Below are 18831 nucleotides of genomic sequence, written 5' to 3' on the forward strand. Positions count from 1 at the left end.
GCAATAAAAAATGTAATTTTTTAATGTATCTTTATTGACAAAAACATACGGCTTCTATATACTTGCAAGACATCTCTTTTCGGCATCTTTGCCTTGGACGGGATAGCTGTATAAAAATGCCTCTGTAGCTCAGTCGGCAGAGCGCAACCATGGTAAGGTTGAGGTCAGCGGTTCGATCCCGCTCGGAGGCTCGTCCCGGTTGAGGGGATGAAGGAGTATTGCACATGGCAAAAAAAGCAAAAACCGCGGTTGAAATTATTGCATTACAATGTTCGGAATGCAAACGCAAAAATTATACTACCTATAAAAACCGTAAAAATATTCAGGGCAAACTGGAAAAAAACAAGTATTGCCCCTTTTGCCGCAAGCATGTCCTTCATAAAGAAACGAAGGTCAAATAACGCGCAGTAATCGTGTACGGACCGGGTGTTGTTTTAGGTCAGTAACTCCAATGGTAGAGTGTCGGTCTCCAAAACCGAATGTTGAGGGTTCGAGTCCTTCCTGGCCTGTATTTTAATAAATAGCGGGGGCTGGTAATGAAAATCATCCGTTTTTTCAAAGAATGTATTGCGGAATTAAAAAAGGTGGTATGGCCTGCCCGCGATGATGTTTTTTCGTCGGTAAAAGTTGTGCTTATATCTACCGTGGCCGTTGCGCTTTTTCTTGGGCTGCTGGATATGTTGTTTACCACCGGCTTTAATTTTGTGTTTTAGGGATATCGATGGCAAAGGGTTGGTACATCCTGCATACCTATTCGGGGTACGAGGGTAAAATCGAGCGGACTATCCGTTCTATGATAGAAAACGGCGATCTTTCTTCCGATGTTGTGTTGGACGTAAAAGTCCCTGTGGAAGACGTGGTTGAAGTGCGCGACGGCAAACGGCGGACTGTCTCTAAAAAATTTTTGCCCGGCTATATTATGGTAGAGCTTGAGCTGCCTGAAATCGGCTGGAAAAACGTGTGTGCCGCTATACGGCGCATACAGGGGGTAACCGGTTTTGTCGGTACGAACAGCAATGTGCGTCCCCGTCCGATTTCAAACGAAGAAGCGGTTGCGCTCCTTCAAAAATCCGGTGAAATTAAAGGCGAAAAAACGGCGCGTGTAAAACAAACGTTTGCCGTCGGCGAGCAAGTTAAAATTATCGACGGTCCTTTTGTTTCGTTTTCCGGTTCTATTGAAGAAGTTAATTTGGAAAAAAATAAATTGCGTGTTACGGTCGGTATTTTCGGCAGGGCGACTCCCGTTGAAGTTGATCTTACGCAAGTGGAAAAAATATAAAGAGTTTCCGGGAAAAGTCCCGGTGTGTTTGTAAAAAGAGCCGATTTTGGAAGGGAAGGGGCGTTATAGCCGGACTTCCCGCTAGGCGGAAGGGTTTTTCCGCTACACCAATATAAGGAGCAATATATGGCTACAAAAAAGGTAACGGCTGTTATTAAACTGCAGTGTCCTGCAGGAAAAGCAACGCCGGCGCCGCCTATAGGTCCCGCTTTGGGTCCTCACGGGGTGAGTGCGCCGCAGTTTGTACAGCAGTTTAACGACCGTACAAAGTCGATGGAACCGGGTCTTGTGATTCCGGTTGTTATTACCGTTTTTCAGGATAAATCGTTTACGTTTATTTTGAAAACCCCGCCTGCCGCCGTGCTTATAAAAAAAGCCGCCGGTCTTGAAAAGGGGTCGGGCAATCCTTTAAAAGATAAAGTTGCAAAACTTTCGCAAGTTCAGCTTGAAGAAATTGCAAAAACAAAAATGCCCGACATCAATGCAAACGATATCGAAGCTGCAAAAAAAATTATTGCCGGTACTGCGCGCAGTATGGGTGTAGAGGTGGAGCGGTAATATGAAACACGGAAAAAAATATCGCGAATCGCTGAAAAAATATGATCCTACAAAAGCTTACGATGTGGAAAAAGCGTGCGAGCTGGTAAAAGAGCTTAAATATGCAAAGTTCGACGAAACGGTTGAAGCGCATATCAGCTTAAAATTGGATAAAAATCAAACCGTGCGGGACACCTTGGTGTTTCCGTATCAATTCCGCGGCGAAAAAAAAGTGCTGGTTTTTTGCAAAGAAGACCGCATAAAAGAAGCTATGGATGCCGGAGCCGCTTATGCCGGTGCCGACGAATACATCGAAAAGGTAAAAGGCGGCTGGCTTGATTTTGATATAGCCGTTGCAACGCCGGATATGATGAAAGATGTCGGCCGTTTAGGTATGGTACTGGGGCGCAAAGGTTTAATGCCGAACCCTAAAACGGGAACGGTTACCAATGATATAAGCGCGGCTATTGCAGAGTTAAAAAAAGGCCGTGTGGAATTCCGCTCCGATAAAGGCGCGGTTGTGCACATGAGCGTCGGAAAAGTTTCTATGGATTGCGCTCAAGTAGCGGAAAACGTAAAAACCCTTTTAGCCGAAGTGGTGCGCAAAAAACCTGCCGATGCAAAAGGCGGTTATGTGCGTTCCGTGTCCGTTAATTCGACCATGGGGCCGGGTGTATGGGTCGACTACAAGGAGGCAGAATAATGGCTATTTTGGCAAAAAAAATTCAAAACGCAAAACTTGAAGCCGTTGCAGCGGCAAAAGCAGTTTTTGAAGGATACAACGGTTTTATCTTTGCCGATTACCGCGGTTTAACCGTTGAGCAAATTACTTCTTTGCGCCGCCGTTTAAACGAAAAAAATGCAAAGCTGAAAGTTATAAAAAATACCTATGCGCGCGTTGTGTTTGACGAAATGAAAATCGACAACGTAGCCGGATATTTAACCGGTCCGACGGCGATTGCTTTAGCTTCCGAAGATACAAACGAAGTTGCAAAAATATTGTTTGACTTTGCTAAAGATTCGCCTGCGTTGCAGGTAAAAGGTGCCGTTGTAGAAAACGAAATTTACGATGCGGCAAAAATTGAAGCGTTTTCCAAACTGCCCGGCAAAAAACAGCTTATTGCAATGATTGCAAGCACTATCAATGCGCCCGTACAAAAACTGGCGGCTACATTGCTTGCCTATGTGGAAAAAAAGCAAGCCGAGGAAAAGGCCGGCGGTTCGGCGCCTAAAGCCGAAGCTGCGCCGGAAAGCGCAAAAGCGGATGCGCAAGCTTCCGCTGCCGATGCAAAGCCTGCATCCGAAGCAGCAGAAAAGCCTGCAGACGGCGGCGAAGCGGCAAAGAGCGAAGAGCCTGCAAAGGCTGAATAAAACTGGTTACGGTTCAGGCTTCGTAGCTGTCGTCCTGTTCGTATAATAAAAAATGCCTAATGAAGGAGAAGATAATAATGGCAGCAATCACAAAAGATGAAATTCTTGATGCAATCGCGTCAATGACGGTACTGGAAGCTTCCGAATTGGTAAAAGCTATGGAAGAAAAATTCGGTGTAACCGCTGCGGCAACCGTAGTTGCGGCAGCAGGAGCCGGAGCTGCAGGCGGTGCAGCCGGCGGCAGTGAAGAGCAGTCGGAATTTACCGTTACGCTTGAAAGCGCCGATCCTGCAAAGAAAATTGCGGCGATTAAAGCGGTGCGCGAAATTACCGGCTTGGGATTAAAAGAAGCAAAAGACTTGGTCGAAGGCGCTCCCAAGCCTCTTAAAGAAGGCGTATCGAAAGAAGAAGCGGCTAAAATTAAAGAAACCGTTGAAGCGGCCGGCGGTGTTGTTAAGATTGCATAAATTCCGTATTTATACGTTGAATAACATCGTAACCGATTTAAAATCGATTTTTACGCAAACGCTGCCTGAAAAACCTGTGTTTTCGGGCAGCCGTATTTGTCTGTACGCCAAAGCAGGGGGATTCGAATGCTTGCAAACGCCAGGACGGTAAACCGTCAATATATCGGAAAGAATATCCGCAACTTTATGGAGCTACCCAGTCTTATAGACATCCAGCTTCAGTCTTATGAAAGTTTTTTGCAAAAAGAAAAACTGGATAAGCATGAAAAATTAGCGGAACAAGGGCTTGAAGAAGTGTTCCGTTCCACCTTTCCCATCGAAAGCCCTGCAGGCGACATGCTTTTGGAATATGAATACTACGAACTGGACGAAAAAAACATAAAATTCCCCGAGCTGGAATGCAAACAAAAAGGGCTTACGTATTCGGTGCCTTTAAAAGCGCGCGTAAACTTAATTTTTCAGCAAACGGGCGAAATCCGCCAAAAAGACATTTATATGGGCGACATTCCGCTGATGACCGAGCGGGGTACTTTTATTATAAACGGTGCCGAACGCGTTGTTGTATCGCAAATACACCGTTCGCCTGGCGTTATTTTTAACCACGAAAAAGGCGTATACTCAAGCCGCATTATTCCGTACCGCGGAAGCTGGCTTGAATTCGAAATAGATCCTAAAAAAGAGCTTATTTATGCAAAAATAGACCGCAAAAAACGTATTTTGGGTACTATCTTTTTGCGTGCATTGGGCTTTAGTACACGCGAAGAAATTATCCGTATGTTTTACGATACGGAAAAAATAAAAATCAAAGATACTCGCGAATTCCGCGATTCTTTGGTGGGTAAAGTTCTTGCCGATGCGGTTATTGTTACCGACGGTGAGACGGGCGAAAAAAAGAAATTATTCCGCGCAAGCGAAAAACTGCAGCCGCACAATATCGACGAATTGTTTTTGCACCCCGAAGTTAAAACGCTGTCGGTTATAAAATTTGAAGGCGAAAGTTCACTTGACTCTCAAATGATTATCAACTGCTTTGAGCGTGAAGAAATCCGCTTTTTAAAAGAAGGCGTTGAATCGGATGAGCCTACTCTTGAAGACGCGCTTTCGGCGGTGTACCAAGTGCTTATGCCCGGAGAACCCATTACTATAGAAGTGGCGGAAAAAGATTTGAACAGTATGTTTTTTTCGCCGCGCCGCTACGATTTAGGCAGAGTCGGCCGCTATAAATTAAATAAAAAATTCAATGTAAAAGAAGATATCAGCGAGCATACACTGGTAAAACAGGATATTATTGCAACGATGAAGTACCTTATAAAGGTATATATCGGCGATGAAAATATAGACGATATCGATCACTTGGGCAACCGCCGCGTGCGTTCGGTCGGCGAACTTATGACCAATCAGTTAAAAACGGCATTCAGCCGCATGGAGCGCATTGCAAAAGAACGCATGGGCTTAAAAGAAACCGAAACGATGAAGCCGCAAGACCTTATTTCCATAAAGCCGATTGTCGCTTCCATAAAAGAGTTTTTCGGTTCCAGTCAGCTTTCTCAGTTTATGGATCAAGTAAATCCGCTTGCAGAGCTTACGCACAAGCGGCGCTTAAACGCACTGGGTCCCGGCGGTCTTTCGCGCGATAGGGCAGGTTTTGAAGTGCGCGACGTTCACTATACGCACTACGGAAGAATGTGTCCGATTGAAACGCCTGAAGGTCCGAATATCGGTCTTATCGTGTCTCTTGCCATTTATACGAGAGTAAACGAATACGGCTTTTTGGAAGCGCCGTACCGCAAAATAGAAAACGGAAAAGCCGTTGAACATGTTGATTATCTTTCGGCTATGGATGAAGACCGCTATTACATAGGGCAGGTGTCCGTCGATATGAAAGATGACGGTTCTTTTGCAAAAGAACAAATTGCATGCCGGCGCTACGGCGATTATACGTCGCGCAACCCCAAAGACGTGCAGTATATGGACGTGTCGCCCAAGCAAATTATTTCGGTTTCCGCAGCTCTTATTCCCTTTTTGGAACACGACGACGCAAACCGCGCGCTTATGGGCTGTAACATGCAGCGCCAAGCGGTGCCGCTTTTGTTCCCCGAACCGCCGCGTGTCGGAACCGGTATGGAAGCAAAATGCGCTTACGATTCGGGTGTGCTTATTAAAGCAAAACGTCCCGGTACGGTAAGTCATCTTACTTCCGAACACATATACGTAAAGCCGGACAAACAAAAAAATGCCGACGACATAGATATGTACACTATGCTTAAATATCAGCGCACCAATCAGGATACGTGTTACCATCAGCGTCCGGTTGTAAGTCTTGGTCAAAAGGTTAAAAAGGGAGATGTGCTTGCAGACGGACCTGCAACAGTTAACGGAGAGCTCGCCCTTGGCCGCAATATTTTAGTAGGTTTTGTGCCGTGGAACGGATACAACTACGAAGACGCGGTATTGATTTCGCAGCGCGTGGTTAAAGAAGATATGTTTACTTCTATCCACATAAAAGAATTTGCAACCGAAATCCGCGAAACAAAGCTTGGTCCCGAAAAAATAACGCGCGACATTCCCAATACGAGCGAAAAAACGCTTGATAATTTGGATACCGAAGGTATTATCCGCGTCGGAGCGAAAGTCCGTTCCGGCGATATTTTAGTGGGAAAAACAACACCCAAAAGCGAAACGGAAACAACCCCTGAGTTTAAGTTGCTCAATTCAATATTCGGTGAAAAAGCAAAAGAAGTGCGCGATTCTTCGCTGCGCATTCCGCACGGAATTGAAGGTACGGTTATTGACGTTCAGCGTTTGCGCCGTTCCGAGGGCGACGATTTGAACCCCGGTGTGGACGAAGTGGTTAAAGTATTAATTGCAACCAAACGCAAACTGCGCGAAGGCGATAAAATGGCAGGACGTCACGGAAACAAGGGTATTGTCGCCCGCATTTTGCCTGTAGAAGATATGCCTTATTTGGAAGACGGTACACCGCTTGACGTGTGCTTAAACCCCTTGGGCGTTCCTTCCCGTATGAATATCGGACAAATTATGGAATCCGAGCTGGGACTTGCCGGTTTGTATTTGAACGAATGGTACGAATCGCCGGTATTCCAATCGCCGTCAAATGAACAAATCGAACAAAAGCTTAAGGACGCAGGCTTTAAAGTAAATTCAAAAGCGGTTTTGCGCGACGGACGCACCGGAGAACCTTTCCAAAACGAAGTGTTTGTCGGCGTTATTTACTACCTTAAACTGCACCACTTGGTCGACGATAAAATGCATGCGCGTTCTACCGGTCCTTATTCGCTGGTTACGCAACAGCCTTTGGGCGGTAAAGCTCAGTTCGGCGGTCAGCGTTTGGGAGAAATGGAAGTATGGGCGCTTGAAGCATACGGCGCGGCAAATACTCTGCAAGAATTGTTGACGATAAAATCCGACGATATGAACGGACGTTCCAAAATATACGAATCGATAGTAAAAGGAGAGCCTTCTACGGCTGCCGGCGTTCCCGAATCGTTTAACGTTTTGGTACAGGAATTGCGCGGTCTTGCTCTTGATTTTACGATTTACGATGCAAAAGGCAAGCAAATAGCCCTAACCGAACGCGATGAAGAACTGATAGCAAAAGCCGGTTCCAACTTTTAAGGGGAGAGAGCATAATGCGAGATATTCAAGATTTCGACAGCTTAATGATAAAATTGGCTTCGCCGGAAACCATCCGCGCGTGGTCATACGGCGAAGTAAAAAAGCCGGAAACAATCAACTACCGCACTTTGCGCCCCGAAAAAGACGGTTTGTTTTGCGAACGCATTTTCGGTACCACAAAAGAGTGGGAATGCTATTGCGGAAAATTTAAATCGATACGTTATAAAGGCGTTATTTGCGATCGCTGCGGTGTTGAAGTTACTCACTTTAAAGTACGCCGCGAACGCATGGGGCACATTGAACTTGCCGCTCCCGTTTCGCATATTTGGTATTACCGCTCGGTTCCCAGCCGCATGGGCTTGCTGCTCGATTTGCAAGTTGCCGCTCTTCGTTCCGTTTTATATTACGAAAAATATATCGTAATAGATCCGGGTGACACCGACCTTAAAAAAATGAATTTGCTGACCGAAGACGAATACATGGAAGCGCAAGAGCGTTACGGCGGTTCTTTTTCGGCAGGTATGGGCGCGGAAGCTATAAAAACGCTTTTAGAAAACTTAAATCTTGACGAACTCGCCGCCGAATTGCGTGCAAAAATGATAGAAAAAGGCGCAAAAAGCGATAAACGGTTGTTAAAACGCATAGAAATCGTCGAAAATTTCCGCGCTTCGGGCAATAAATGCTCGTGGATGATTTTGGATGCCATTCCGGTTATACCGCCGGAATTGCGTCCGATGGTACAGCTCGACGGCGGCCGCTTTGCAACGTCGGACTTAAACGATTTGTACCGCCGCGTTATAAACCGCAACAACCGTCTTAAACGGCTTATGCAGTTAAACGCTCCCGATATTATTATCCGTAACGAAAAACGTATGCTGCAAGAAGCCGTCGATTCTTTGTTCGACAATTCAAAGCGCAAACGTGTGGTAAAAGGTGCTTCAAACCGCCCGCTTAAATCCATATCCGATATGCTTAAGGGCAAACAGGGACGCTTCCGCCAAAACCTGCTCGGTAAGCGCGTCGATTATTCAGGACGTTCGGTTATTTGTGTCGGTCCCGAATTAAAACTGTGGCAGTGCGGTTTGCCTACCAAAATGGCGCTTGAGTTGTTTAAGCCTTTTATAATGAAAAAACTCGTCGACAAAGACGTAGTGTTTAATATTAAAAAAGCAAAAACGCTTGTTGAAGAAGAGTCGAGCGAAGTATTCGCCATTTTGGACGAAGTAGTTCGAGAACATCCGGTTATGCTTAACCGCGCGCCGACGCTGCACCGCTTGGGTATTCAAGCGTTTGAACCGGTGCTGGTAGAAGGAAAAGCGATTCGTTTGCACCCGCTCGTTTGTCACGCGTTTAACGCGGACTTTGACGGCGACCAAATGGCTGTGCACGTTCCGCTTACTCAAGCGGCGCAAATGGAATGCTGGACGCTGATGCTGTCGGCGCGCAATCTTCTTGACCCGGCAAACGGAAAAACGATCGTGTACCCATCGCAGGATATGGTACTCGGTATTTACTATTTAACTAAAATAAAACCCTCCGGAAAAGGAACGGGTAAACGCTTTAGCAGTGAAAACGAAGCTCTGCTTGCCGCAGAATCAAAGAGTATCGATTGGCAAGCGGAAATAAAAGTTCCGGTGCAAAAAGCACCGTATAACGGTAAAGTTATTTCCACTACTGCCGGTCGTTTGGTGTTTAACGACGAACTTCCTGCAGAAGTTGAATTTGCCAATGAACTTTTGGGCGATAAGGAATTAAAAAAACTTATCGAAAGAGTGTATAAACAGTGCGGTCCCTGGCTGACGGTAAAAATGCTTGACGCTATAAAAGCGGTCGGCTACCGGTATGCGACCTTTTTCGGCGCAACCATTTCTATGGACGATATTTTGGTTCCCGAAGAAAAACCGTCTATGATGGACAAGGCAAACAAAGAAGTCGATTCCATTATGAAACAATACCGCCAAGGTCATATAACGCAAGACGAACGCTATAACCGCGTTGTTGAAGTATGGTCAAAGACAAACGAAGAGCTTACCAATGTGATGATGAAAAAGCTTGAAAACGATAAAGAAGGCTTTAACACCATTTACATGATGGCTTCTTCCGGTGCGCGCGGAAGCCGTAACCAAATACGTCAGCTTGCCGGTATGCGCGGTCTTATGGCAAAGCCGAACGGAGACATTATCGAGCTGCCGATTAGGGCAAACTTTAAAGAAGGTCTATCCGTTATCGAATTCTTTATTTCAACCAACGGTGCGCGCAAAGGTTTGGCGGATACCGCTTTAAAAACTGCCGACGCCGGTTACCTTACCCGACGCTTGGTCGACATTGCGCAAGACGTTGTTATAAATGAAGAAGACTGCGGTACTATAAACGGTATAGAATACAGCGCCGTTAAAGACGGGGATGAAATAATCGAACCGTTAAAAAACCGCATTGCCGGCCGTTATACGCTTGAGCGCGTGCTGCATCCGATTACCGGAGAGCTTTTGTGCGACGTAAACGAATACATCAGCGACGAACTTGCCGAAAAAATAGACAACGCCGGTGTGGAATCGATAAAACTGCGCACCGTGCTTACTTGTGAATCGCAGCACGGCGTGTGCTGCAAATGTTACGGACGCAATTTGGCGCGCAGCAAAGTAGTGGAAATCGGAGAAGCGGTCGGTATTATCGCGGCGCAGTCTATCGGACAGCCCGGTACTCAGCTTACCATGCGTACGTTCCACGTCGGCGGTACGGCTTCGAAAATCAGCGAAGAAAACCGCATTGTGCTTAAGTATTCGGTTTTAATAAAAAATATTTCCGGCACCCACGTTGTTATGAAAGACAAATCGTGGCTGTTTACCCGTAAGGGTATAATGGAAGTAACGCATATTCTTAAAGAATATGCGCTTGCAGGCGTTACGCCGCTTGTTGCTGACGGAGACCGCGTTCTTAAAGGTACACCTCTTTTTGAAACAAAGGGAAAACAAACGCTTGCGATCGAAGCTGCCCGTATTATTATACGCGACAAAAAAATGTATTTGGCAACCAGCGATTTGAAAATCGAAATTAAAAACGGTTCGACCGTAACGGTTGCTCCGGGCGACTTTATTGAAGCAGGTCAAACGCTTGCTACGTTCGACCCCTTTTCAGATCCTATTATTGCCGAAGTTTCCGGTTATGTGCACTACGAAGATATTATTCCCGGTTCAACACTTTCGGAAGATTTGGACGAAGAAACCGGCAACGTAGAAAAACGTATTACCGATTTGCATTTGGATACAAAACAGCCGCGTATTTTAATTACTGATGAAGCCGGTAACGAACTGGGAAGTTATTACCTTCCCGGCGGAGCGGTTGTGCTTGTTGAAGACAAAGTAAAAATCACTGCGGGAACACCTTTGGCAAAAACGCTTAAAGAATCGTCAAAAACAAGTGATATTACCGGCGGTTTGCCGCGCGTTTCCGAGTTGTTTGAAGCGCGCAAGCCTAAAACCCCCGCGGTTTTGGCGCAAATTACCGGCGTGGTGCAGTTTAAAGGTATTGCAAAAGCAAAACGGGTTATCGCCGTTGTAGATAAATACGGTAAAACATTTGAACACTTTGTGCCGATGACCAAGCGCCTTTTGGTGCGCGACGGCGATACTGTGGAAGCCGGTGAACAGCTGTGCGACGGTTCCATAAGCCCGCACGATATTTTGGCAATATCCGGAGAACATGCGCTGCAAACCTATTTGATGGACGAAATTCAGCAAGTGTACCGTATGCAGGGTGTAAGCATAAATGATAAGCACATCGGTATTATCGTACGTCAAATGTTGCGCAAAGTCGAAATCGTGGCGGTAGGAGATACCCGTTTTATTTTCGGTCAACAAGTGGATAAATACAAATTCCATGAAGAAAACAAACGGGTGCTTGCAGAAGGCGGTCAGTGTGCTATTGCACGCCCCATGTTCCAAGGTATTACCAAAGCTTCGCTGAACATAGATTCGTTTATTTCGGCGGCTTCTTTCCAAGAAACAACGAGGGTTTTAACAAACGCTGCCATTGCAGGTTCTGCAGACAATTTGCGCGGCTTAAAAGAAAACGTCATTATCGGTCATCTTATTCCTGCAGGTACGGGTATCCGTAATTACCGCGGCGTTAAACTGTTCGATGAAAATACTGCCGACCTCGACGTTCAAATGAATGAAATTCTTGAACGGCGTAAATTGGAAAAGAGTATGGAAGCCGAAATAGAAGAAACGCTGTACGAAACGGAAAATGAAGAAGACTAGCAGTTGACAGTGCTTTTAGGTTTTTGATATACTAAATTTCCTGTCTAAAGCAGGTAAAACAGCAAAAACCCTTATAGTGTGTATTTTTAACCGGAGTGCTGCCGGTTTAACGAATAGGAGTAAAAGGTTCATGCCTACAATTAATCAGTTGATCCGTCAGGGTCGCAAAACGATAGCGAACAGGACTAAATCGCCTGCGCTTCAGTCTTGCCCGCAAAAACGCGGCGTATGTACACGTGTTATGACGTTTACGCCTAAAAAACCGAATTCGGCACTGCGTAAAGTCGCCCGTGTGCGCTTGAGCAACGGTATTGAAGTTACCGCATATATTCCGGGTATCGGGCACAATTTGCAAGAACACTCGGTTGTTCTTATCCGCGGCGGCCGTGTAAAAGATTTACCCGGTGTACGCTATCACATTATCCGCGGTACAAAAGATACGCTTGGTGTGGAAGACCGCAAACGCGGACGTTCCAAATACGGTGCGAAAAAGCCTAAAGCGTAAGGAGAAAAAGAATGGGAAGAAAAAATAAAAGCGTAAACCGTCCTATTCTGCCGGATTCGCGTTACAACAGCTCCGTCGTTTCTAAATTCGTTACCCGCATGATGCTCGACGGTAAAAAATCGATCAGCGTGCGTATTATGTACGAAGCGATGGATACTTTAAAATCAAAAACGGAAAAAGATCCTTTGGAAGTGTTTTTAAAAGCGCTTGATAACGTAAAACCTTTGGTTGAAGTAAAATCGCGCCGCGTCGGAGGTGCAACCTATCAAGTTCCGATTGAAATCCGCGAAAGCCGCCGTGAAGCGCTTGCTATGCGCTGGGTTATTGCCGCCGCACGTGCAAAAAGCGGACGCGGTATGGGCGAGCGCCTTGCTGCAGAGCTTTTGGACGCATACAATAATACGGGTACGGCTTATAAAAAGAAAGAAGATACCCATAAAATGGCAGAAGCAAACAAAGCTTTTGCCCACTACCGCTGGTAGTTCTTTTAGAACCTCAAAAGCGATTAGAGCGCCGTTCACATTGGTGGACGGCGTTTTTATTTTTATTGCGCTAAAGGTTAAAACTGTGTGTATGTGAGTAACACTTCTCCTGTCCTGTTTTTTAAATTCAAGGTGCCGCCTTCAACCGTAAACAAAACACATTGCTTTAAAAGTTCCATATAGCGCCTTTCAAATTCGGCAGCTTCTCCGTTTGGGGATGCTATACGGGTTACGGCAAGTTCTGCTATGCTTAAAGCGCTGCCGCTTTTAATAAAGCACGCTGCTGAAAAATTGTTTACGCCCGTGCTTCCGTATAACCGGTTGCTGTCCGTAAAGGATAGGGATGCGTAACGAACGCTTTCGGGTGCTTGCAGCATTGTATGCTCTTTATTGTACCGGTTTAGTTTCCAGTTTGTGTTTTCGAGTACGGATTTTTTAAACGTCAATTCGGTTTTTTCGCGCAAATTAAATATAACCAGCTCGGAACCGGCTGCATTTGTTGATACGGAAACGGTTCCGCCTTTTTGTAAAGTACTGCAAAAAAGGCGTTCCAAATTCATTTTGTCTGCAGGTCCTTCGGCTTGAGCGTACTCGTTAAGCTGTACTTTTATCGCAGTACCGCTTAGGGTAAGAGTACCGCTGTAGCGGTTAATACCGCTAAAACCGGCAATATGGTATGTGCGCACTTGTTTTGATTTTGTGTTTTGCACCGGCGCTGTGCTTTGCGACGATATCTGCGGCGCCGTCTGTGCAGGCGGTACCGCCGGCAATGTGTTCGCTTCGTTCGGCATATCGGTATCCGGTACGCCTGTGCTTTGTGCGGCGGCAAATAAAGTTAAAGGAACGGTTAAACTGCCTTTTTCCGCAGAAAATTCCGTGTCGGGGGTAATTAACGAAGTGAGCGTCCAATTGGATTCTATGTTTATTTCATTGTTGCAAGCACAAACGGCACAAAGAAAGACAAAAAGGCAGCACGCTGCGGCAAAAAAAGAGAAAGGCTTCATATACACTCCTGCGCAAGACTTTCTTTTATCATCGTCCGAAAACTATTAAAACAAGAGTGTAAAAGATACAATAAAACTATATTTTTGACGGAATAAGCGTGCAGTCAAAATTAAACTGCGCGGCGTTTACCCGGTATTTTTCGTTTAATTCCGGACCGCAGCTGTTAGACCCTATGCCGCCCATTTGAACGTCTAAACAAAATACCGTATAGCCGCTGTCTTTAAGTTCGTGTTCGTGAGCTTTTCCGCCTAATTCTTCTTGCGTGTAATGCGACGCGTTAAACGAAAAACTTTGAAGCGCGCTTACGTCAAGCCGAGTGTTTTGTCCGGTCACTGTTACGCTGCGGCAGCCCCAGTGCGACGAATTTTCTTGCGGCCGTATGTAAGGTTCGTGTTGCTCGCTTACGGTTGTACGGTGTACGGCAAGGATGCTTGCACGGTGTTTGTCGCAATAGCTTTCGTGCGGACCGTAACCGAAGTATTCGCAGTGTTCAAAGCTGCGCGGCATAAAAAAGCGCAATCCGAAACGCGGTAAGTGCGGCATAGCGGTATTCCGCTTTGCTTTAAGCGAAAGATGTACGCTGCCCGATGCGTCGATTGTCCATTGCGCTTTTATGCGCATAACAGGCGCTATAAACAGGGGCGCGAGGGCAAGCTGTGCTTGGATGCGCGTGCTGCCGTTCGGCAAAACGGAAACGGTAACGTCATGTACTTTTGTTTTTACCCGGTCGTAGCCGAATTTTTCCCATTCTTTGCGAATGTATTGATCGTTATCCGTAGGAGCTCTCCACAGGTTCCACTCGCAGCTTTTTTCTATAAGCGCGCTATTTTTATAGTGCATAGCCGAAAAAAGACCGCTGTATTTATCGAATTCATAAGAAAATAGAGCGGACGACACCGTAATATAGCGGCTGTTTTCGGTATATGACGTTTTGCCCGCCTCACTTGTTTTAACCGCTCGTTCAGCCGTTTGAGCCGAATCTTGTGCGGCATTCGGTCGTCCCGTTCCTTGCGTCGCGCAGTCGTGTAAAATGCATTCATCAAATCCCAATTCAAAGCCTGCGGGGTAAAACGGCGTTGCTTTTTTTGCCGTGTATGTAAACACAACAGAAAGTACGTTTCCGGGGGCAGCCGGAAGTGAAAGGACGGTTTTTGCCGACGCTTGTGCGTTTGCTTTTTGCACAAAAACAATGTCGTTTATACTGCCGCTTTTAAAAGGTTTACCATCTTGAAAAAAAGTATAATCGATGTTTAAAACATCTTGGGTTTTGCTGAAAACCAAATTCGATGTAAACACAAATTCCGCCGTTGTGCCGGCGGCGTTTTTATCATTTGCGCTTTGCCCGCCGCCTTTAACCGCGTATTTTTTTACGCGCACGGGACGGATACAGTTTTTGTATTCTTTTAAACCGGTGTGCGGCGTTCTGTCGGGGTATACCAAACCGTCCATACAAAAGTTTCCGTCGTTGGGAAAATCGCCGAAGTCTCCGCCGTAGCGGTAAATCGGTTTACCGTCTGCCGTTGTGCCGCCGGCTACGGCATGGTCGCACCATTCCCACACAAAGCCGCCGCAAAAGCCGTCGTATTTTAAAATTTGCAAAATATTTTCTTCTATATCGCCCGGACCGTTTCCCATAGCGTGTATAAATTCGCACTGCACAAAGGGTTTGTCGCACTTCGGGTTTGCAAAGTATTCGTCTACCCATTCGGTGGGCGAATACATTCTGCTGAATACGTCGAGCATGGAAAAATCGTTTTTGCGGTTTTTATCCGCCCAAAATGCACCTTCGTAGTGCACCAAACGCGACGGATCATACTGTTTTATCCATCGCCCGGCTTTTTCAAAAGAAGAACCGTAGCCGCTTTCGTTACCCAGCGACCACATAACGGCGGCGGCGCAGTTTTTATCGCGTATAACGCTGCGCTGCACGCGGTCGATAATAGCGTTTTCAAACAGAGGATCTGATGCAAGGACAGAAAAAAGGGCAGCATCGTATTCTCCGTTTTGAGTAACGGTGCCGTGCGATTCTATATCCGCTTCGGCAATAACGTAAAAACCGTATTTTGAACACAGTTGCAAAAAATACGGTGCATTCGGGTAATGGCTGGTACGCACGGCGTTTATATTGTGCCGCTTCATCAGCATTAAGTCTTTTTCGGCTTGTTGCCTACTTATCGTATAGCCGGTAACAGGGTCGCTGTCGTGCCGGTTAACGCCGAAAAACTTTATGCGCTTATTGTTCAAAAAAACGGTTTTGTCTTTTACTTCTATTTTACGTATGCCGATCGGAACGGCTATGTATTCACCTGCGGCGTGCAAAATTAAACGGTATTGGTGCGGCTGTTCGGCGTTCCATAAAACGGGCGCAGCGATTGCAAAATCTATGCGCGAGCTCATGTTCGGCTTTGCCGCTTGCTTTGCAAGGACTTTGCCGTCGGGGGCGTACAAAACGGCATCAATATCGATTGCTTTTGTGCATTCGATATCGGCGCTGAGCGTACAGTGCGTGCAGTCTTCGTTCAGTTTTGTTTTAACAAAAATATCTTTTATGTGCGCGCGCGGACGGCGTATAATATACACGTCGCGGAATATACCGCTCATGCGCAATTTGTCTTGGTCTTCAAAATATGAAAGCGAAGACCATTTGAACACAAGCACTTCGAGCGTGTTTGTGCCTTTGCGCGTAAAAGGCGTAATGTCGAATTCGGATGTACTGTGCGATACGCTGCTGTATCCTACAAAGCGTTTGTTTACCCACACATAAAAACACGAATCCACGCCTTCGAAGTTTAAAAAACTGTCAGTTAACAGCGAATGGGCGTCCATGTCAAAAGTACGCCGGTAAAAACCGCAGGGGTTTTCATCGGGGATGTACGGCGGATCGTAGGGAAAGGGGTAGCGTATGTTGGTGTACATATGCGTGTCGAAGCCGTGATTTTGCCAGCACGAGGGAACGGGGATGGTTTTCATTGCCGCGTCGGGAATATCGGTTATTTTGTTTTTACCGAATTCGGTTGCTTTATCAAAAGAAGAAAAATAAGCAAAGTTCCATACGCCGTTCAGCGGTAAAACGTTTTCGCTGATTCCCGTTTCGACAGCTTTTTCTGCCGTTTTTTCGCTTAAAGCGGGGATATAATAACTTCGCGGCGGGCATGTGCCCTTGTGGGGAGTTTTCGGGTTTTCGTGGAATTTTTCGAATGTCATAGATTCCGCCTTTGTGTTGCCGTTTAGCTTGAACGCGTATTTTGTGCACTAAGTGCACTTGTGCTACTATACCCGCTTCGTTTATGCGCTGTCAATGCGGTAAAATATCGTGTAAACAAATCGATAAACAATGAGTAAGTTCAGCGCACTTTTAAGATAATACCCAAAACGGCTATGGTAACGAGCACTTGCAAAATCATAAATTTTACCAGCACTTGCGTGGGCGACCATCCTCGGTTTTTGCGCATATGGTCGTGCAGGGGAAAGCGTATGGAATCGAATATGCGGATTTTAAAAAAGCGCAGCAAAGCTACTTTAAGCAAACCCATTCCGCCGTTTAAAAATATTATTGAAGATGTTGCAAAAAATAAAAACGGATTGCCGCTTACCATAACGCATACGCCGATAAAAAATCCCAAAGCCCTGCTTCCGGCATCGCCCATAAGCACTTTGCTCGGATACGCATTGTGCCATAAATACCCCATCAATACTCCTGCAAGCGAAAAAACAATAACCGCCCAGCTTGCGCCGTCTGAAAGATGTGGAATAAGTAAATATGCGGCAATATCTTTGTGTCCCAGCACAAAGTAAAACAAAACGCCCATCGTTATAAGCGCTATTAACACCAGCGTGCTAGAAAGCCCGTCTACACCGTCGGTGCAGTTTGTGGTGTTTATCGAAGCCCACAGCAACACCGTTGCAAGGGGAATGTATACCCATGCAGGTACGTTTACCGTTCCTGCAACAAAGGGAAGCCAAAACCGTACTCCCGCACCGTGATTGTGCAGCATAGTTATGTGGTATAGGGCAAAAGAAGCTGCAAGCGAAAGAACTAAATCCAATAAACCTTTTTTATACTCTCCCCAGCCGGTATTGCTGCGGTCGTCCAAATATCCGCTGAGCATAGTGAGCCATGTTAAACCGAGTATAATTGCTTGCAGTACGTCCAAGGGTGCGCAAATAAGCGTTACCGCCGTAAATGCGCTGATAAACACAACGCCGCTTCCGGTGGGTTTCCCTTTTGCGGCTTCGGCATTGATTGTAAATTCCCTGCCCCTGTCTACCGGCAAAAAGCGGTAACAGCGCGGAAGCAAAAAATACATAAGGGTAAAACCCGTATACAAAGCTACGGAAATAAGAACCGCATAAGACTGCAAAAGACGTCCCGGTCCGAAAAAATGCATAATATGAAAAGCAAAATAATACAACATATCGTTTATCCGTTTTAACAGTGTACTGTATTTTATGTATTCGGTTCAATGTGTTTTCGCTTAGATTTAACGTGAGGCAATGCGCGCCCTTGTCTTTTCCGCTGTGAAACTGTATACTGATACTATGAAACAAGTTCGCAATTTTTGTATTTATGTCTTGATATTTACTTTTATTTTACCGATTTTTGCTCTTTCTCCGGCTTCTTTAGCTGATTTTCGAGATGCAATGTATTCCGATCCGCTCAATCATTCCTTTTTGCTCGGCGAATACGAAAAAACAAAAGCCGATATACAAAACAGTTTGCAGGATTATGATTTATACGTTGCGTTGGCTCGTTGCGATTATTATATGGGCAGAAGCTACGGCTATGCAAAAATCAAAACCGAAGCGGCAAAATATTACGACAGCGCTTTGGAACACGTTCAAAAAGCACTGCACATACGCAAAGACGGCGCCGAAGCATTGCTTTTACAGGGAGAAAACATTTCTCAAAACTGTGCCGTTAAGCCGACTTCGTATGCAATGTCCAACGGTTTAAAAGTCGGAAAAATAGCAAAACAAGTAGTCGCCGCCGACAAAAAAAACGGCGCTGCTTTGTATCTTTTATATGCACAGTATATATACGCCCCCGGAGCATTCCGCAATTTGGAGCGCGGCATAAAAGAAATGAAAGCTGTTCTTGCCGACCCTGATGTGTATTTGGAAAAAGACGATGTATTTAATATAAACAGCGCTATCGGCTATGCGTATGTTCATCAGGAAAAATATGATGAAGCGCTACCGTGGATAGAAAAAGCGTTGGAAGTATATCCGACCAATTTCTTTGTGCTTACATTAAAAAATCAAATACAAAATCATACATAATTACCGAGGG

At 45.7% G+C, this 18831-nt stretch carries 15 protein-coding genes and 2 tRNA genes; 14 read left to right on the forward strand and 3 right to left on the reverse strand.

What is annotated here, in order from left to right; all coding sequences use genetic code 11:
* The first annotated feature begins 118 nt into the window (after nt 1-118).
* From HMPREF9193_RS03040 to rpsG, 13 genes are all read left to right on the forward strand, one after another.
* Nucleotides 119-191: transfer RNA gene (locus HMPREF9193_RS03040), tRNA-Thr, on the forward strand.
* 33 nt (nt 192-224) lie between these two features.
* The gene (gene rpmG, locus HMPREF9193_RS03045) at nt 225-401 is read left to right on the forward strand and encodes a 50S ribosomal protein L33 (protein WP_021686594.1); all 177 of its coding nucleotides are present in this window, start codon (nt 225-227) and stop codon (nt 399-401) included.
* Between the two features lie 35 nt (nt 402-436).
* Nucleotides 437-509, forward strand: a tRNA-Trp gene (locus HMPREF9193_RS03050).
* A 27-nt stretch (nt 510-536) separates the two neighbouring features.
* Nucleotides 537-713: a preprotein translocase subunit SecE gene (gene secE, locus HMPREF9193_RS03055; RefSeq protein ID WP_021686595.1), complete on the forward strand. Its 177-nt coding sequence runs from the start codon at nt 537-539 to the stop codon at nt 711-713.
* 8 nt (nt 714-721) lie between these two features.
* Nucleotides 722-1279, forward strand: a complete 558-nt coding sequence (gene nusG, locus HMPREF9193_RS03060; protein WP_021686596.1) for a transcription termination/antitermination protein NusG — start codon at nt 722-724, stop codon at nt 1277-1279.
* A 126-nt stretch (nt 1280-1405) separates the two neighbouring features.
* Nucleotides 1406-1837: a 50S ribosomal protein L11 gene (gene rplK / locus HMPREF9193_RS03065; RefSeq protein WP_021686597.1), complete on the forward strand. Its 432-nt coding sequence runs from the start codon at nt 1406-1408 to the stop codon at nt 1835-1837.
* A 1-nt stretch (nt 1838) separates the two neighbouring features.
* Entirely contained in the window at nt 1839-2519 is a 681-nt protein-coding gene (gene rplA / locus HMPREF9193_RS03070) for a 50S ribosomal protein L1 (protein ID WP_021686598.1), read from the forward strand.
* Nucleotides 2519-3187 carry a 50S ribosomal protein L10 gene (gene rplJ / locus HMPREF9193_RS03075; RefSeq protein WP_021686599.1) on the forward strand — a complete coding sequence of 223 codons (669 nt, stop codon included), beginning with the start codon at nt 2519-2521 and terminating at the stop codon, nt 3185-3187. Before rplA ends, rplJ begins: the two co-directional genes overlap by 1 nt.
* 77 nt (nt 3188-3264) lie before the next feature.
* Nucleotides 3265-3654, forward strand: coding sequence for a 50S ribosomal protein L7/L12 (rplL, locus tag HMPREF9193_RS03080; protein ID WP_040847428.1), 390 nt, complete (start codon nt 3265-3267; stop codon nt 3652-3654).
* Nucleotides 3655-3780: 126 nt separating this feature from the next.
* Nucleotides 3781-7290 carry a DNA-directed RNA polymerase subunit beta gene (gene rpoB / locus HMPREF9193_RS03085; RefSeq protein WP_021686602.1) on the forward strand — a complete coding sequence of 1170 codons (3510 nt, stop codon included), beginning with the start codon at nt 3781-3783 and terminating at the stop codon, nt 7288-7290.
* 14 nt (nt 7291-7304) lie between these two features.
* Nucleotides 7305-11549, forward strand: coding sequence for a DNA-directed RNA polymerase subunit beta' (rpoC, locus tag HMPREF9193_RS03090; protein ID WP_021686603.1), 4245 nt, complete (start codon nt 7305-7307; stop codon nt 11547-11549).
* Nucleotides 11550-11679: 130 nt separating this feature from the next.
* Entirely contained in the window at nt 11680-12054 is a 375-nt protein-coding gene (gene rpsL, locus HMPREF9193_RS03095) for a 30S ribosomal protein S12 (protein WP_021686604.1), read from the forward strand.
* A gap of 11 nt (nt 12055-12065) precedes the next feature.
* The gene (gene rpsG, locus HMPREF9193_RS03100) at nt 12066-12536 is read left to right on the forward strand and encodes a 30S ribosomal protein S7 (protein ID WP_040847430.1); all 471 of its coding nucleotides are present in this window, start codon (nt 12066-12068) and stop codon (nt 12534-12536) included.
* A gap of 77 nt (nt 12537-12613) precedes the next feature.
* Here rpsG and HMPREF9193_RS03105 read toward each other — a convergent pair whose 3' ends face one another.
* From HMPREF9193_RS03105 to HMPREF9193_RS03115, 3 genes are all read right to left on the reverse strand, one after another.
* Nucleotides 12614-13540: an META domain-containing protein gene (locus HMPREF9193_RS03105; RefSeq protein WP_021686606.1), complete on the reverse strand. Its 927-nt coding sequence runs from the start codon at nt 13538-13540 to the stop codon at nt 12614-12616.
* 76 nt (nt 13541-13616) lie between these two features.
* Entirely contained in the window at nt 13617-16745 is a 3129-nt protein-coding gene (locus tag HMPREF9193_RS03110; protein ID WP_021686607.1) for a glycoside hydrolase family 2 TIM barrel-domain containing protein, read from the reverse strand.
* Nucleotides 16746-16885: 140 nt separating this feature from the next.
* Nucleotides 16886-17956: a phospho-N-acetylmuramoyl-pentapeptide-transferase gene (locus HMPREF9193_RS03115; protein WP_021686608.1), complete on the reverse strand. Its 1071-nt coding sequence runs from the start codon at nt 17954-17956 to the stop codon at nt 16886-16888.
* A gap of 124 nt (nt 17957-18080) precedes the next feature.
* Between HMPREF9193_RS03115 and HMPREF9193_RS03120 the strand changes: the two genes are divergently transcribed.
* Nucleotides 18081-18821, forward strand: coding sequence for a tetratricopeptide repeat protein (locus tag HMPREF9193_RS03120; RefSeq protein WP_169720446.1), 741 nt, complete (start codon nt 18081-18083; stop codon nt 18819-18821).
* The last annotated feature ends 10 nt before the right edge of the window (nt 18822-18831 follow it).

This window comes from Treponema lecithinolyticum ATCC 700332 (assembly GCA_000468055.1).
Taxonomy (GTDB): domain Bacteria; phylum Spirochaetota; class Spirochaetia; order Treponematales; family Treponemataceae; genus Treponema_C; species Treponema_C lecithinolyticum.

Coding starts and splice junctions, on each gene's coding strand:
- rpmG (WP_021686594.1), top strand. CDS start 225: ATGGCAAAAAAAGCAAAAACCGCGGTTGAAATTATTGCATTACAATGT.
- secE (WP_021686595.1), top strand. CDS start 537: ATGAAAATCATCCGTTTTTTCAAAGAATGTATTGCGGAATTAAAAAAG.
- nusG (WP_021686596.1), top strand. CDS start 722: ATGGCAAAGGGTTGGTACATCCTGCATACCTATTCGGGGTACGAGGGT.
- rplK (WP_021686597.1), top strand. CDS start 1,406: ATGGCTACAAAAAAGGTAACGGCTGTTATTAAACTGCAGTGTCCTGCA.
- rplA (WP_021686598.1), top strand. CDS start 1,839: ATGAAACACGGAAAAAAATATCGCGAATCGCTGAAAAAATATGATCCT.
- rplJ (WP_021686599.1), top strand. CDS start 2,519: ATGGCTATTTTGGCAAAAAAAATTCAAAACGCAAAACTTGAAGCCGTT.
- rplL (WP_040847428.1), top strand. CDS start 3,265: ATGGCAGCAATCACAAAAGATGAAATTCTTGATGCAATCGCGTCAATG.
- rpoB (WP_021686602.1), top strand. CDS start 3,781: ATGCTTGCAAACGCCAGGACGGTAAACCGTCAATATATCGGAAAGAAT.
- rpoC (WP_021686603.1), top strand. CDS start 7,305: ATGCGAGATATTCAAGATTTCGACAGCTTAATGATAAAATTGGCTTCG.
- rpsL (WP_021686604.1), top strand. CDS start 11,680: ATGCCTACAATTAATCAGTTGATCCGTCAGGGTCGCAAAACGATAGCG.
- rpsG (WP_040847430.1), top strand. CDS start 12,066: ATGGGAAGAAAAAATAAAAGCGTAAACCGTCCTATTCTGCCGGATTCG.
- HMPREF9193_RS03105 (WP_021686606.1), bottom strand. CDS start 13,540: ATGAAGCCTTTCTCTTTTTTTGCCGCAGCGTGCTGCCTTTTTGTCTTT.
- HMPREF9193_RS03110 (WP_021686607.1), bottom strand. CDS start 16,745: ATGACATTCGAAAAATTCCACGAAAACCCGAAAACTCCCCACAAGGGC.
- HMPREF9193_RS03115 (WP_021686608.1), bottom strand. CDS start 17,956: ATGTTGTATTATTTTGCTTTTCATATTATGCATTTTTTCGGACCGGGA.
- HMPREF9193_RS03120 (WP_169720446.1), top strand. CDS start 18,081: ATGAAACAAGTTCGCAATTTTTGTATTTATGTCTTGATATTTACTTTT.